A 13,728-nucleotide genomic window follows, 5' to 3' on the forward strand; every position below is an offset into this window, starting at 1 on the left:
AAAAGGCCACCGCGAGGTGGCCTTTTTTTATGCAGGAACGAAAGCGTTAGAAGTTGTAGCGCACGCCTGCAGTGATGGCGCTGTTTTTGCGGCCCAGGTCGATGTTGTTCTTGCCGTAGTTTTCATACTCCAGCGAGACCTTCACGTTCTTGTTGATCGCGTACTCTGCGCCAACCGAGGCGTACAGCGCGCTCTTGTTGGCGTCGCCACTGACGGAGGCGATGCCGGTGGTGGTGACGTCGTTGTGGTTACGCGCCACGCCCAGCTTGCCGAACACGGCGACCTGGTCATTCACCGTGTAGGTGCCCTTGCCCGCAACGTAGAACGAGCTTGCTTTGGTCTGCACGTGGCCGGGTGCGCCGCCTACCGTGTAGTCATAACCTTTCTTGCCGAAGTCGGTATAACCGCCTTCAACCGCCCAGGTCTTGTCGATGTTGTAGCCGGCGAATATCTTGCCGGTCGCCTTGTCGCCACTGCGGTCGGAGGTGCTGGTCGCGCCAGGCACGTCGAACTTGTAGTGGCTGCCCACGACACCGGCGCCGATGTAGGCGGTGCCCGCGTCATCGGCGGCGTAAGCGGAGGTGCCGGCCAGGGCGGCAGCGGAAGCAACTAATGTGAACAGAATTTTTTTCATGGTCTTGGATCTTTCAGCAAAATGAGTGTTGGACTTGCTTGGGATCGCAGTTCTCTGAATTGCGATGGAGCCAAGATAGCACTCACGCCAACACCTGTCCGCACCGATTTAGTAAGAAGTGTGACAGGATGTAAGCCGAATTATAGATGGCTTACACTAGCTTCCTCCAAACTTAAGAGAGGCTTAAGGTTCGCGCAGAATATTGCGGAAAGTGAGGTTGATGCGCGGCCCCTTGGGTCCGCGTTCCTTGTTGATGCCATGCAGCCAGTGATGCTGCAAGCTGCCCGCCATCAGCAGCAGGCAGCCGTCGCCCAGCGCCAGCTTGACGGTCTTCGGCAGGGTCCGGTGCTTGAGGATAAAGGTGCGCGCCGCGCCGAAGCTGACCGAGGCGATGGCGGGATTCGGCCCCAGCGTCGGCTCGTTGTCGGCATGGAAGCCCATGCGGTCGCGTTCGTCGCGGTAGTAGTTCAGCAGCAGGCTGTTGAACTGGCGGCCGGTGGCCAGCTCCACTGCCTGTTTGATGTGCAGTTGCAAAGGGGTGAAGGGCAGCGGATGGAACAGCTTGCCGGAATATCGGTAGCGGGCGTCGCCATGCCAGGCGCTCAGGCGCGGCTGCATGTGCAGCTTGCCCCAGACCTGGATCTGTTCCTCGCGCCAGTCGGTTTCGTCGAGCAGGCGCTGCATGGCCTCGGCCGGCGCCAGGTCCAGCGCCAGCCGCTGCTGGAACCACAGTTCGCCATCCTCGATCGGGATGGGCGTCAAGTCGCCGTCGTCTGCAAATAAGTCCATGCGCGGTATGATACCGGCACTACGTCAGACAGGAGAACCTCGTATGCAAAAACGCCAGTTTCTGGGCCGCGCCGCCTTGGCCGGCATGGCCGCCGCCCTGCCCGTCTCGCAAGCCACCGCAGCTGCGGGCAACGCCGGACCGGCGCTGTTGACCGTGACCGGCGCCGTCGGCAAGGTCAACCGTGGCCGCTTCGATCCAGTGCGCGACCAGATGATGTTCAAGCAAAAACTCAGCTTCGACAAGGCGCATGCCTTCGACTTCGCCGCGCTGGCCGCGCTGCCGGCCATCACCATCCAGCCGACGCTGGAATACGACGGCAAGGTGCACACGCTGCGCGGCCCGCTGCTGCTGGACGTGATGAAGGCGGCCGGCGCATCGCTGGGCGATAGCGGCAAGCTGGTGTTGCGTGCGGTGGATGGTTATGCGGCCACGGTCACCGTGGCGCAGGCGCGCGCGCAGCGCTACATCGTCGCCACCCATCTGGATGGCGCCGCGATGGCGCTGGGCGGACTGGGTCCGCTATGGGCGATTTACGATGCCGACAAGGTCCCGAAAATGGCGGCCAAACCGCTCGCAGAACGGTTCGGTTCCTGCCCGTGGGCCCTGTATCACATCGAGGTGCAGGCTTAGGCTTAGGCGTACGCTTCGGCCAAAGTCATCACGCGCGGCGCGATGGTGATGCCGATGCCGCTGAACAGCGAAGTGATGGCGGCCATATTGGCTTCCATCTCTTCGGCTTTCCAGCCTTGGAACAAGTCGGTGCCGTCTTTCTGGAAGTGCAGGTCCAGCACCTTGCCGCGGTCCTTGTGGGTGTAGCCGCCGCTGTAGGTGTTCTTGAAACCCATCGCCGCCAGTGCCGCCAGCACTTCGGCCGGAGGATTGTCCGGATCGGTGGCCATGAACACACCAAAAGTCTTGCCGGGTGGTTTAGCGGCGATATCTACGTCGTAAATCCCTGGCGCTTTCGTGACGGTCGTACTCTTCAGAAATAACATGTTCTTACCCCTATCCTATTGGTGCGCCGGCTTATTGCTAGATTCTTCAAGAAAACATTCTAAGAAACAAGCTTATTGCTAATTCCGAGGTTTGTCGACTAATCCCGCCACTTATTTGTCAATTCGTACCAATAAAACTGCAACGCTCGCTCACGGGAAAAGCATACACCTACTTAAAATATAGTTGTTAAGTAGTAATTTGCAAGGAGATAAGAGGCGTAGCCGTCACGGCGGGCTATTTCTGCCGTTTTCGCTGCGCCAGATCGACGGTGGGCGCCACCAGCGCCCGGTAAAGTTCGCCGGTTGATCTGTCCCACTGGTCGACCGCCCGTTGTTGGCGATCCACAGTGACCATGTCGCCGCGCGCGATCGGGCCGCTGAGCGCGGCGGCCGCGCCGAGCCGGAACACATTGGCCATCGACTCGGTCGCGAGCGGCTGCGCCATCTGGCGCGCCACCTCCTCGGGGATGCCGGCCGCCATGTAAGCGCGCAAGGCGGCGTCCAGCACCGTCACCAGGTAGTTGCTGGCGAAGACGGCGGCGGCGTGATACACGGTCTTCGCCGAGGCATCGATCGGCACCGGCTGCGCGCCGATCGCCTGCAAGGCCGGCGTCAGCACGGCCAGCGCGACGGCGTCGCCCTCGATGCCGCAGTAGGTGCCCGGAAATTGGGCAGCCACCGCTTCCGGATCGGCAAAGCTGCGGATCGGATGGACGCTGGCGACCAGCGCGCCCGCATCGCGCGCGGCCTGCAACTGGCCGGACGCCAGCGCGCCGCTGCAATGGAATACGATGCTGCCTTGCAGCGGCACCGCCAGCGCCAGCGCGGCGCAGGCGCTGGCGATCTGGTCATCGCCCACGGCCAGCACATGGATGTCGGCCGGCAGCAATTGATCGTAACGCTGCACCGGCGCGCCGCTGCCGATGAAATCCACGCCAGCCTGCGCCGACGCGGCGGAGCGCGTCAGCACCTGCCGCACCTGGAAGCCACCCTGTGCAGCCAGCAAACGTCCCAGCACGCGGCCGACATGGCCGGCGCCGATCAGGTTGAAGGTCGCCATCAGAAACCGGACCCCGGCTGCTGCAAAAACTCCCGTTCTTCCGGCGTCGACGCGCGGCCAAGGATGGCGTTACGGTGCGGGAAGCGGCCGAAGCGGCGTATCACCTCGCGATGGCGATGAGCGAAATCGAGCATGCCGGCGATGGCCTGGCTGGTGGCCGGCGGCGTCGTGTCGCGTCCGGCGTCCGCCATGCGGGTGTACAGGGCCACGGCCTGCTCCTGCATCGCCATGTCCTCCGCGTGCTCGAACGGCAGGTAAACAAAAGCGCGTTGCAGGGGCGGCAGCGCCAGGTCCTGCTCCGTCTCGACCATATTGCGCGCCGCCTGCAAGGCTTGCGGGTCGCCGCCAAAGGCCAGCGGCGTGCCGCGGTGGACGTTGCGGCAGAACTGGTCCAGCACCAGGATGCGCGCCAGCGCGGACTGCGGACCTTCCGCATCCCACGCATGCAACCCGCCGGCCAGCGCCTGCTCGATCAGCGTGCCAAAACGGCTGGCGATCTCACGGTCGAAATCGTCGTTCTTCTGGAACCACTCGCGCCGCGTCGCGTCGGCGGCCTGCCCTGCGGTGGGCTGGAACCAGAAATCGAATACTGCCCTGGCTTGTTCGTTCATGCTCATGTTAGTTGCGTGCGTGCGAGAGTTGGAAGCTGTGGATGCCGTCGAATTGCGCCAGCTCAGCCGACAGCACCGACATCGGCGCACCGCTACGCTTGCTCAGCGCGATGGCGACGAAGCGCCATTCCTGCATGCCGCCGTCGCTGCCTATCATCAGCGAGCCGCCGGCGATTTCATAGCCGCGTTGCAGCGCCATCTGCCGCAGCGCCGGTTCCTGCGGCAGATAACCGGCCTTGAAGCGCATGGTGATCGCGATCGCATGCCGCGACGGCAACCAGGCCTCGACCCTGGTCAGCAGGATCATCGCGCCGGCGCACAGCACCGCCAGCCCCATCGCGCCCAGGTAGAAGCCGATGCCGACCATCACGCCGATCACCGAGGAGGCCCAGATCGAGGCCGCCGTCGTCAGGCCGCTGATATTAAAGCCTTCGCGCATGATGACGCCGGCCCCGAGGAAGCCAATGCCGGTGACGATGCCCTGCACGATGCGGGTCGGGTCGGAGGTCAGGATGGTGTGACCGGCATGGCCGCCAAACCACTCGCCGGGATAGCCGCCGATCACGGTCAGCGCGGCGGACGCCATGCATACCAGCCCGTAAGTGCGCATGCCGGCGGCGCGGCCGTGATACGAGCGCTCGTAGCCGACCATCAGGCCTAGCAGCAGAGCGCCGACCAGATTCAGCAAAATTACGCCGTTGGTGGCGATTTCATGGGCGGACCAGTAAGCAAACAGGAACTCGATCGGTGGCATGCGTGGTCTCTTTCAGCGGTGGCGCTATGGTGTTTTTTTAACGAGCTGTTTTTCGAATGCGACATCAAGCTTGCTCACGCGCCGCGGCGGCCCCGGCGAAATGCCGTTGACGAAGGCAACGAAATCGTCGAGCTCCAGCGGCGCACACAGCGGCGGCTGGCCGGGGCCTTCGGTCAGGAAGAAATGGCCGCTGCCGGTGCGCGACATCGAATACTTGGCATTTCCACTACGAACCTTGAGACGGTCGACGGCCGTCGTGGCCCGGGTTGCGCGGCCGCTCATAGCGCCTCCGTGCGGGTTTCCAGCCAGGCCAGCGCGGCGCCCGACAGCAGCGGACGCAAACGCTGGCGCACCGTGGCGTGATAGTCGTTCAGCCAACGTTTCTCGTCGTCGCGCAGCAGCGAGGGCTCGATGCAGCGCGTGTCGATCGGGCACAGGGTCAGCGTCTCGAAATCGAGGAACTCGCCGAACTCGGTCTGGCCTGCGGGACGATTCAGCACCAGGTTTTCAATCCGGATGCCCCACTTGCCGGGGCGGTACAAGCCCGGTTCTATCGATGTAATCATGCCTGGTTCCATGGCGGTGTGCGGCTCCGGCATCGCCGATTGCGAAATCGACTGCGGGCCTTCGTGCACGTTGAGGAAGTAGCCGACGCCGTGGCCGGTGCCGTGGCCAAAGTCCATGCCTTCGGCCCACAGCGGCGCGCGGGCGATGGCGTCGAGCATCGGCGATCTGGTCCCGCGCGGGAAGCGCGCCGAAGACAGGGCGATCACGCCCTTGAGCACCAGCGTGAAATCGCGTCTGTGTTCGCCCGTGATGGCGCCGACGCCCACCACGCGGGTGATGTCGGTGGTGCCGCCCACATACTGGCCGCCGGAGTCGATCAGCAGCAGGCCGTCGCCTTCGATGACGGAGTGCTGGGCTTCGGTGGCGCGGTAATGCATGATCGCGCCGTTGGAGCGGAAGCCGGCGATGGTGGAGAAGCTGGGGCTGACGAAGCCCGGACGGCGCGCGCGCGCGGCCGTGATTTCACGGTCGATGGCCAGTTCGGTCAGCGGCGGGCGTTGCGGATCGGCCAGCGTCTGCTCCAGCCAGGTGAAGAATTCGCACAGGGCGGCGCCGTCCTGCTCCATCGTGGCGCGCACGTGCGCCGCATCGGCCTCGCTTTTCTTCGATTTGGCGAAGGTGGTCGGGTTAATCGCCTCGATCACCTGGACCGTGGCCGGTATCCACTGGCGCGTGCCGTAGGTGAGGCGGCGCGGATCGATCAGCAAGGTGCTGTCGGCCGGCAGCGTGGCCAACGCGACGGCGGCCGTTTCATATGGCGCAACGTCGACGCCGTCCTCCGCCAGTGTGAGGTGCAACGCCGGCGATATCTTGCCGTCGGCGACGAACAGCGTGGCCCGGGTCGGGCCGATCAGCGCGTGGGACAGGAAAATCGGGTTGTAATTGACGTCGGCGCCGCGCAGGTTGAACAGGTAGGCGATATCGTCCAGCGTCGAGATCAGGTGGCGTTGCGCGCCCAGTTGCTGCATCGTTGTGCGCAAATTGGCAAGTTTTTCGGCGCGGGTCTGGGATGCGAATGGCGGCAGATGCTCGTACACCGGCGTGGCCGGCAACGCCGGGCGGCCGCTCCAGACCTGATCCAGCAGATCGAGATCGGTGCGCAATGTGATGTTTTTCGCTTGCAACGCGGTTTCCAGCAGCCGGGCGATGGACAGGCCAAGCACCGCGCCGTCGACCGCAGCCGTCTGGCCGGGCGTCAGGGTCGCGGCCAGCCAGTCGACATATTGCACGCTGGCGCCGGAGGTCAGTTTCATTAGCGCAATACCGGTGCTGGCCAGTTGCTGCTCGGCCTGGGTCCAATAGCGGGCGTCGGTCCAGATGCCGGCAAATTCCGGCGTGATGATGAAGGTGCCGACCGAGCCGGTGAATCCGGACAGCCACTCGCGGCCCTGCCAGCGGGCCGGCAGGTATTCGGACAAATGGGGATCGGCGGACGGCACGATCAGCGCGTCGATCTGCTGTTGGCGCATCGCCGCGCGCAACAGCGCCAGGCGCTCGGCAACGTGGGAAGTTTCTGGAATATGCATGGGATGAGTCGATTTCCGGTGCGCCGCCGATGCGGCATAGCTTGTCGCTATGATACCGCGATTGCCTGGGGCACAGGCCTTGAACATTGATCTGCCATCAGATGGGCGCCAAGGCAAAATGCTTTAATCGCTCAGCTTGTTCCGCAATGCGTCGAAAGCTATAGTGATCATGATCGTCTCGTTCCAGCACAAAGATTGATTGATATGCACAATCCTCTTCATCCTGGCGAATTCATCCTGGAAGTGTATTTGCGTCCGCAGAAAATCAGCGGCCGCCGTTGCGCCGCCAAATTAGGTGTCGCGCCGTCAACCTTAAACCGCATTTTAAGCGGCCGTGGAAGAGTGACGGCCTCAATGGCACAGCGCCTGGCATCTGCTCTGGGAAGCTCACCGGAAAGTTGGCTTGCCATGCAGGAAATGCATGATCGCTGGCTAGAAAAACAGCGCAACGCAGCATAGCGGTTAACTTTTCGACCAGAAAGTCGAATAACAGTTCGAACTACCCTGCCACGTCGCCGATCAATTAATGAAGCAACATTATCTATGGCTGCAACTAAGCCGGAGTAAATCACGCCTTGGCAGCACTTAATCAACAGTTCGGTTCCCTGGCATTATCGGTAACGGACACTGAGAATACCAAGTAATCTCAAAATACTCAGTGATCAACCTCCTTGTGAATAACACGGATACTTGCGCATTGAGTAATTACTTTCAACGTGGGACGAAGATTGGCAACGCATGTGGTTCGAAGAGAATGCATCCGTTGACATTGGTGCCATCCCGTTGGAAATAAATGTTATCCGACCGTGGCTGCGGAGCACGGTTTGGCGGAATCAAGCTACCACACCAGATTGAAACGGAAAGCTTGAAGGACTTAATCTCTTCCGTCAATCCGGAATTTTCTTATCCCGAAACTGATCACAAGTCTAAGTCCGAGAATAGACCATCATCGCTTATTTACCGTCTGGCTAAACCCCATGAAGTTCCCAATGTCGTGACGTTCGTGGCCAGCGATCGCGCCGCGGTGATTAACGACGGCGCCATCCGTGTCGAAGGCAGAACGGTGCCAACCGTCGCCTGACGACCGACAAAAGCTGGAATCTGGCGCAAACACGCCAAAAACTAGCATGATTTAAGGGTAAAACTTCCCTGATCGGCGATTCATAGCTAGGGGAAGTGGTGCTCAGGCCTCGTAGCGGCGCAGGCCTTCGAGATCAAGTATGCGGATGCCGCCATAATCAAGACTTAATAAGCCTTGTTTCTCAAGCAGCTGCAATGCCTGATTGGCGCGCTGGCGCGAAGCGCCGGATAGCAGGCCCAACTCCTCCTGCGATATCTGCACCAGTTTCTCCAGTCCCGGATAAAGATGGGAATTGAACATGGAAACCAGACAGCGCGCCACGCGGGTATCGGGATTTAATAAGCGGTCATTTTCCACCATGCCGATAAACTGCCCCAGCCGCTCATTCAGCTGCATCAATAAAAACCGCGTGAATGGCAAACTGGTATCCAGCAACCAGTGAAAAGTGGACATCGGCATGCGGGCGATACGGCTATCGCGCAATGTCATCGCATCGTATTTCAGTATTTCCCGCTTTAATATCGAACCCTCGCCAAACCAGCCACCGGGCGGTACGCCGGTAAATGACACGCTTTTACCGGCAGCCGAGAAATTAGTCATCTTGACCATGCCCTCCATAATCCCCAGCCAATGCTCGACCATTTCCCCCTTGCGGCAAACATAACCGCCCTTCGGAACAAAAGTTTCAAAGGTCTCAGCCTCCACGCGCGCCATTTGTTCCGGCGTCAGACCCTGGGCCCAGATCGCCGTGCGCAATGATTCCTTGAGAGTAATTTGATGTCGATTAGGCATTATTGCAACGCAATATGGAAAGTTCGGTCAAATGTCGCCGAAAAGACAACCTGACTCTCGGCGGCAGGCTAATATCATCACATAAAAAGGCTGCCGTATCAGAAGTTTAACAAGTACGAGCAAACAGCAACAGGAGACACTGGTGCATACACAGAACGAGACGTTCCCGCGTTGGCTGCTGACCCACGGTCAGCTCCGGCCGGGGAAACCCGCATTCCGGGAAAAATACCTGGGCATCTGGCAAAGCTGGACCTGGGCCCAGGTCAACGACGAAGTGCGCGCGCTGGCCTGCGGCCTGGCCGCCATCGGCTTCCAGCGCGGCATGAACCTGGCCATCATCGGCGACAACCGCCCCCGCCTCTACTGGTCGATGCTGGCCGCGCAATGCCTGGGCGGCGTGCCGGTGCCGCTGTACCAGGACGCCCCCGCCGCCGACATGGCCTACGTGCTGGAAAACGCCGAAATCCGCTACGCCATCGTCGAAGACCAGGAACAGGTCGACAAGTTGACGGAATTGCAAAGTCTGTACCCGCATATCGCCCACGTCGCCTATGACGACGAGCGCGGCATGCGCCACTACCGCCAGCAAGGCCTGCTGTCCTTCGCCCGCCTGCAAGAGCTGGGCCGCGACTGGGACAAGGCCAATCCCGGCATGTTCGACGCCGCCGTCCAAGCCGGCAAGGGCAGCGACAACGCCATCATCCTGTACACCTCCGGCACCACCGGCAAGCCCAAAGGCGTGTGCCAGACCCACAGCGCGCTGATCGCGGCCGGCACCGGCGGCGTCGGTTTCGAGAACCTCACCGACGAGGAAGACATCCTGTCCTACCTGCCGATGGCCTGGGTGGGCGACTGCCTGTTCTCGTTCGCGCAGGCGATGACGGCCGGCTTCACCGTCAACTGCCCCGAATCCGGCGACACCGTCATGACCGACATGCGCGAAATCGGCCCTACTTATTACTTCGCCCCGCCGCGCGTGTTCGAGAACATGCTCACCACCGTGATGATACGGATGGAGGACGCCGGCGCCATCAAGCGCCGCATGTTCCATCACTTCATGGCTGTGGCGCGCCGCAGCGGCGCCGCCATCCTGGACGGCAAGCCGGTGCCGCTGTCCGACCGCCTGGCCTACGCGGTCGGCAAGGTGCTGGTCTACGGCCCGCTGAAAAACGTGCTCGGACTGTCACGCGTGCGGGTCGCCTACACCGCCGGCGCCGCGATCGGCCCCGACCTGTTCCGCTTCTACCGCTCCATCGGCGTCAACCTGAAGCAGTTCTACGGCTCCACCGAAACCTGCGCTTATATATGTCTGCAGCCGGACGGCCAGATCAAGTTCGACAGCGTCGGCCTGCCGGCGCCCGGTGTCGAAGTCAAGCTGGCCGATAACGGCGAGGTCCTAGTCAGGTCACCAACATTGATGGATTGCTACTACAAGCGCCCCGACGCCACCAACGAAGCGATCGACGCCGAAGGCTACTTCCACACCGGCGACGCCGGCCTGTTCGACCACGAAGGCCACCTGAAGATCATCGACCGCGCGGCGGACGTCGGCAAGATGAACGGCGGCGCCATCTTCGCGCCCAATTATGTGGAGAACAAACTCAAGTTCTTCCCCTTCATCAAAGAGGCGGTGGTGTTCGGCGACAAACGCGACGAGGTCTGCGCCTTCATCAATATCGACATGGAAGCCGTGGGCAACTGGGCCGAACGCCGCAGCATCGCCTATTCCGGCTACACCGACCTGGCCGCGCATCCGCAGGTATATGGCCTGGTGCGCGACTGCATCGAGCAGGTCAACGCCGACCTGGCGGCCGAACCGATGATGAGCGACACGCAGATCCACCGCTACCTGGTGCTGCACAAGGAGCTCGATCCCGACGACGATGAGCTGACCCGCACCCGCAAGGTGCGCCGCAAGTTCATCGCCGAGAAGTACGCGGTGCTGATCGAGGCGCTCTACAGCGGCAAGCAGTCGCAGTACATCGAAACGCAGGTCAAGTTCGAGGATGGTCGCAGCGGGCTGGTGGCGGCGGACCTGAAGATCGAGTCCAGCAAGACCTTCCCTGCCATCAAAGCAGCGGCATGATCGAGGAGGCCACCATGCAAATGAACGAACCAGACACCCACTTCGGGGCGGACGCAGATCCCGGCCGCCGGAAAATCGGCCCGGTGATCCTCGACCTGAAAAACATCTCGCTATCGTTCGGCGGCGTGAAGGCGCTGACCGACATCTCCTTCGACGTGAAGCAGCACGAGATCCGCGCCATCATCGGTCCCAATGGCGCCGGCAAAAGCTCGATGCTCAACGTGATCAACGGCGTGTACCGCCCGCAGCAGGGGGAGATCATCTACCGCGGCGAACACCGCAAGAACATGGACTGCCACGCGGCCGCCAAATCCGGCATCGCCCGCACCTTCCAGAATATCGCGCTGTTCAAGGGCATGACGGTCCTCGACAACATCATGACCGGCCGTAACCTGAAGATGAAGTCCAACTTCCTGATGCAGGCCCTGTACTGGGGTCCGGCGCGGCGCGAGGAAATCGCCCACCGCGTCAAGGCGGAGGAGATCATCGACTTCCTGGAGATCCAGGCGATCCGCAAGACCCCCGTGGGCCGCCTGCCCTACGGCCTGCAAAAGCGCGTGGAACTGGGTCGGGCTCTGGCCGCCGAACCGGAAATCCTGCTGCTCGATGAACCTATGGCCGGCATGAACGTCGAAGAGAAACAGGACATGTGCCGTTTCATCCTCGACGTCAACGACCAATTCGGCACCACCATCGTGCTGATCGAGCATGACATGGGCGTGGTGATGGACATCTCGGACCGCGTGGTGGTGCTCGACTACGGCAAGAAAATCGGCGACGGCACGCCCGACGACATCCGCTGCAACCAGGACGTGATCAACGCGTATTTAGGAAAGGCCTGCGAATGAACTTTTTCTTTGAAGTGCTGATCGGCGGCCTGCTGTCGGGCGTGATGTACGCGCTGGTGGCGATCGGCTTTGTGCTGATCTACAAGGCTTCCGGCGTATTCAACTTCGCCCAGGGCGCGATGGTGTTCTTCGCCGCGCTGACCTGCGTCGGCATCGTCGACAACTTCGGCGTGTCGCTGTGGGTAGCGATCCCGCTGACCATCGTGGTCATGATCCTGCTCGGCATCGCCATCGAGCGCGTGGTGCTGCGGCCGCTGGTGAACCAGCCGGAGATCACGCTGTTCATGGCCACCATCGGCCTGGCGTTCTTCATCGAAGGCCTGGCGCAGCTGATGTGGGGCTCGCAGGTGCACAAGCTGGAGCTGCCGATCGAGGACGTGCCGTCCGAGTACCTGATGAACAAATTTAACATCCTGGTCTCGCAGTTCGACATCATGGCGGCCGCCGTCTGCGGCCTGCTGGTGACCGCGCTGGCACTGCTGTTCTCCAAGACCAAGGTGGGCCGCGCATTGCGCGCGGTGGCGGACGATCACCAGGCCGCGCTGGCCGTCGGCATCCCGCTGCAACGCATCTGGGCGGTGCTGTGGGCGGTGGCCGGGCTGGTCGCGCTGGTGGCCGGCCTGCTGTGGGGCGCCCGCAACGGCGTGCAGTTCGCGCTGACCTTCGTGGCGCTGAAGGCGTTGCCGGTGCTGATACTCGGCGGCTTCACGTCGATGCCGGGCGCGATCGTCGGCGGCCTGATTATCGGCGCCTCCGAAAAAATGGCCGAGGTGTATATCGGCCCGCTGGTCGGCGGCGGCATCGAAGGCTGGTTCCCGTATGTGCTGGCGCTGTTGTTCCTGCTGGTGCGGCCGGAAGGCCTGTTCGGCGAAAAAATCATCCGCAGAATCTGAGAGGCCAGAATGCTCTACCGCGAAGCAGGACAATTTAAAACCAGCTATCAGGCCGACAGCCAGATCTTCCCCATCCTGCAGGACCGCATCGCGCTGTTTGCGTTGCTGGCCGTGGCGATCGTGGTGGTGCCGCTGTTCGCATCGCCGTACGCCTTGTCGGCGATCCTGATTCCCTTCCTGATTTTCTCGCTGGCCGCGCTGGGACTGAACATCCTGACCGGCTACGCGGGCCAGCTGTCGCTGGGCACGGCGGCCTTCATGGCGGTCGGCGCCTTCGCTTCGTACAACTTCCTGGCGCGCTTGCCCGGCCTGCCGGTGCTGCTGGCCTTTGTGCTGGGCGGCTTGAGCGCGGCAATGGTCGGCATCGCCTTCGGCTTGCCGTCGCTGCGGATACGCGGCTTCTACCTGGCCGCCTCCACGCTGGCCACGCAGTTCTTCGTGGTGTGGTGCCTGACCAAGATCCCCTACCTGACCAACTACAGCAGCTCCGGCGTGATCACCGCGCAGAAGATCGCCATCCTCGGCTACCAGTTCGATACGCCCAGCCGCAAGTACCTGCTGGTGCTGGGCGTGGTGGCCGTGATGGCGCTGCTGGCCAAGAACATGATCCGCTCCAACGTCGGCCGCTCGTGGATGGCGGTGCGCGACATGGACGTGGCGGCCGAGGTGATCGGCTTCCGCCTGATGCGCACCAAGCTGCTGGCCTTCGCCGTCAGCTCCTTCTACTGCGGCGTGGCCGGCGCGCTGTACGCCTACGCCTACCTGGGCACGGTGGAGCCGGAAGCCTACAACCTCGACCTGTCGTTCCGCATCCTGTTCATGGTGATCATCGGCGGCGTCGGTTCGGTGCTCGGCTCCTTCCTCGGCGCAGCGTTCATCGTGCTGCTGCCGGTGTTCCTGAATATTTTCGCGCACAGCCTGGCGCTGCCGACCAGCGTGGCGTCCAACCTGGAGCTGATGGTGTTCGGCGCCCTGATCATATTTTTCCTGATCGTGGAACCGCACGGTCTGGCGCGTCTATGGCAAATCGGTAAAGAGAAACTGCGTCTGTGGCCATTCCCGCACTGAGCGCATAAAAAACAATAACCTGG

Annotated in this window: 16 protein-coding genes; 7 read left to right on the forward strand and 9 right to left on the reverse strand. The window is 62.0% G+C overall.

Going from position 1 to position 13,728, the window contains the following annotated elements; all coding sequences use genetic code 11:
* Positions 1–46 precede the first annotated feature (46 nt).
* Positions 47–634 carry an outer membrane beta-barrel protein gene (locus tag D0T21_RS20730; protein WP_116991211.1) on the reverse strand — a complete coding sequence of 196 codons (588 nt, stop codon included), beginning with the start codon at positions 632–634 and terminating at the stop codon, positions 47–49.
* A 183-nt stretch (positions 635–817) separates the two neighbouring features.
* A complete protein-coding gene (locus D0T21_RS20735) occupies positions 818–1,423 on the reverse strand; it encodes an alpha-ketoglutarate-dependent dioxygenase AlkB (protein ID WP_116991212.1) in 606 nt (201 codons plus the stop codon).
* A 43-nt stretch (positions 1,424–1,466) separates the two neighbouring features.
* On the opposite strand from D0T21_RS20735, the gene D0T21_RS20740 reads away from it, so the two are divergent.
* On the forward strand, positions 1,467–2,054 hold the full coding sequence (locus D0T21_RS20740) for a molybdopterin-dependent oxidoreductase (protein WP_116991213.1): 588 nt from the start codon (positions 1,467–1,469) through the stop codon (positions 2,052–2,054).
* 2 nt (positions 2,055–2,056) lie between these two features.
* Here D0T21_RS20740 and D0T21_RS20745 read toward each other — a convergent pair whose 3' ends face one another.
* From D0T21_RS20745 to D0T21_RS20770, 6 genes are all read right to left on the reverse strand, one after another.
* On the reverse strand, positions 2,057–2,419 hold the full coding sequence (locus D0T21_RS20745; protein WP_116991214.1) for a hypothetical protein: 363 nt from the start codon (positions 2,417–2,419) through the stop codon (positions 2,057–2,059).
* A 235-nt stretch (positions 2,420–2,654) separates the two neighbouring features.
* On the reverse strand, positions 2,655–3,479 hold the full coding sequence (locus tag D0T21_RS20750; RefSeq protein WP_116994508.1) for a Rossmann-like and DUF2520 domain-containing protein: 825 nt from the start codon (positions 3,477–3,479) through the stop codon (positions 2,655–2,657).
* The gene (locus D0T21_RS20755) at positions 3,479–4,096 is read right to left on the reverse strand and encodes a DUF924 family protein (protein ID WP_116991216.1); all 618 of its coding nucleotides are present in this window, start codon (positions 4,094–4,096) and stop codon (positions 3,479–3,481) included. The genes D0T21_RS20750 and D0T21_RS20755 overlap by 1 nt, the downstream gene beginning before the upstream one ends.
* 1 nt (position 4,097) lies before the next feature.
* Positions 4,098–4,844 carry an MgtC/SapB family protein gene (locus D0T21_RS20760; RefSeq protein WP_116991217.1) on the reverse strand — a complete coding sequence of 249 codons (747 nt, stop codon included), beginning with the start codon at positions 4,842–4,844 and terminating at the stop codon, positions 4,098–4,100.
* A gap of 24 nt (positions 4,845–4,868) precedes the next feature.
* On the reverse strand, positions 4,869–5,126 hold the full coding sequence (locus tag D0T21_RS20765) for a hypothetical protein (RefSeq protein WP_116991218.1): 258 nt from the start codon (positions 5,124–5,126) through the stop codon (positions 4,869–4,871).
* On the reverse strand, positions 5,123–6,937 hold the full coding sequence (locus tag D0T21_RS20770) for an aminopeptidase P family protein (RefSeq protein WP_116991219.1): 1,815 nt from the start codon (positions 6,935–6,937) through the stop codon (positions 5,123–5,125). The genes D0T21_RS20765 and D0T21_RS20770 overlap by 4 nt, the downstream gene beginning before the upstream one ends.
* A gap of 204 nt (positions 6,938–7,141) precedes the next feature.
* Here D0T21_RS20770 and D0T21_RS20775 point away from each other — a divergent pair, with 204 nt between their 5' ends.
* Together D0T21_RS20775 and D0T21_RS31795 are read left to right on the forward strand one after the other, a co-directional pair.
* Positions 7,142–7,396 (forward strand): HigA family addiction module antitoxin, encoded by a 255-nt coding sequence (locus D0T21_RS20775; RefSeq protein ID WP_229211574.1) that lies wholly within the window; start codon positions 7,142–7,144, stop codon positions 7,394–7,396.
* A gap of 334 nt (positions 7,397–7,730) precedes the next feature.
* Positions 7,731–8,018, forward strand: a complete 288-nt coding sequence (locus tag D0T21_RS31795) for a hypothetical protein (protein ID WP_147328147.1) — start codon at positions 7,731–7,733, stop codon at positions 8,016–8,018.
* Between the two features lie 102 nt (positions 8,019–8,120).
* Here D0T21_RS31795 and D0T21_RS20780 read toward each other — a convergent pair whose 3' ends face one another.
* On the reverse strand, positions 8,121–8,810 hold the full coding sequence (locus D0T21_RS20780) for a Crp/Fnr family transcriptional regulator (RefSeq protein WP_116991220.1): 690 nt from the start codon (positions 8,808–8,810) through the stop codon (positions 8,121–8,123).
* 139 nt (positions 8,811–8,949) lie between these two features.
* Between D0T21_RS20780 and D0T21_RS20785 the strand changes: the two genes are divergently transcribed.
* Genes D0T21_RS20785 through D0T21_RS20800 form a run of 4 tightly spaced genes read left to right on the forward strand, consistent with a single transcriptional unit; the run spans position 8,950 to position 13,705 of the window.
* A complete protein-coding gene (locus D0T21_RS20785) occupies positions 8,950–10,896 on the forward strand; it encodes a long-chain fatty acid--CoA ligase (RefSeq protein WP_373886680.1) in 1,947 nt (648 codons plus the stop codon).
* Positions 10,897–10,910: 14 nt separating this feature from the next.
* The gene (locus D0T21_RS20790) at positions 10,911–11,744 is read left to right on the forward strand and encodes an ABC transporter ATP-binding protein (protein WP_116991432.1); all 834 of its coding nucleotides are present in this window, start codon (positions 10,911–10,913) and stop codon (positions 11,742–11,744) included.
* Positions 11,741–12,637 (forward strand): branched-chain amino acid ABC transporter permease, encoded by an 897-nt coding sequence (locus D0T21_RS20795; RefSeq protein ID WP_199538513.1) that lies wholly within the window; start codon positions 11,741–11,743, stop codon positions 12,635–12,637. The genes D0T21_RS20790 and D0T21_RS20795 overlap by 4 nt, the downstream gene beginning before the upstream one ends.
* 9 nt (positions 12,638–12,646) lie before the next feature.
* The gene (locus D0T21_RS20800) at positions 12,647–13,705 is read left to right on the forward strand and encodes a branched-chain amino acid ABC transporter permease (protein ID WP_116991223.1); all 1,059 of its coding nucleotides are present in this window, start codon (positions 12,647–12,649) and stop codon (positions 13,703–13,705) included.
* The last annotated feature ends 23 nt before the right edge of the window (positions 13,706–13,728 follow it).

It is taken from the genome of Duganella sp. BJB476, assembly GCF_003416895.1.
Classification (GTDB): Bacteria; Pseudomonadota; Gammaproteobacteria; order Burkholderiales; family Burkholderiaceae_D; genus Rugamonas.

Excerpts from the sequence above, each read along its gene's own strand:
- D0T21_RS20730 (WP_116991211.1), bottom strand. The coding sequence starts at position 634 with ATGAAAAAAATTCTGTTCACATTAGTTGCTTCCGCTGCCGCCCTGGCC.
- D0T21_RS20735 (WP_116991212.1), bottom strand. The coding sequence starts at position 1,423 with ATGGACTTATTTGCAGACGACGGCGACTTGACGCCCATCCCGATCGAG.
- D0T21_RS20740 (WP_116991213.1), top strand. The coding sequence starts at position 1,467 with ATGCAAAAACGCCAGTTTCTGGGCCGCGCCGCCTTGGCCGGCATGGCC.
- D0T21_RS20745 (WP_116991214.1), bottom strand. The coding sequence starts at position 2,419 with ATGTTATTTCTGAAGAGTACGACCGTCACGAAAGCGCCAGGGATTTAC.
- D0T21_RS20750 (WP_116994508.1), bottom strand. The coding sequence starts at position 3,479 with ATGGCGACCTTCAACCTGATCGGCGCCGGCCATGTCGGCCGCGTGCTG.
- D0T21_RS20755 (WP_116991216.1), bottom strand. The coding sequence starts at position 4,096 with ATGAGCATGAACGAACAAGCCAGGGCAGTATTCGATTTCTGGTTCCAG.
- D0T21_RS20760 (WP_116991217.1), bottom strand. The coding sequence starts at position 4,844 with ATGCCACCGATCGAGTTCCTGTTTGCTTACTGGTCCGCCCATGAAATC.
- D0T21_RS20765 (WP_116991218.1), bottom strand. The coding sequence starts at position 5,126 with ATGAGCGGCCGCGCAACCCGGGCCACGACGGCCGTCGACCGTCTCAAG.
- D0T21_RS20770 (WP_116991219.1), bottom strand. The coding sequence starts at position 6,937 with ATGCATATTCCAGAAACTTCCCACGTTGCCGAGCGCCTGGCGCTGTTG.
- D0T21_RS20775 (WP_229211574.1), top strand. The coding sequence starts at position 7,142 with ATGCACAATCCTCTTCATCCTGGCGAATTCATCCTGGAAGTGTATTTG.
- D0T21_RS31795 (WP_147328147.1), top strand. The coding sequence starts at position 7,731 with ATGTTATCCGACCGTGGCTGCGGAGCACGGTTTGGCGGAATCAAGCTA.
- D0T21_RS20780 (WP_116991220.1), bottom strand. The coding sequence starts at position 8,810 with ATGCCTAATCGACATCAAATTACTCTCAAGGAATCATTGCGCACGGCG.
- D0T21_RS20790 (WP_116991432.1), top strand. The coding sequence starts at position 10,911 with ATGCAAATGAACGAACCAGACACCCACTTCGGGGCGGACGCAGATCCC.
- D0T21_RS20795 (WP_199538513.1), top strand. The coding sequence starts at position 11,741 with ATGAACTTTTTCTTTGAAGTGCTGATCGGCGGCCTGCTGTCGGGCGTG.
- D0T21_RS20800 (WP_116991223.1), top strand. The coding sequence starts at position 12,647 with ATGCTCTACCGCGAAGCAGGACAATTTAAAACCAGCTATCAGGCCGAC.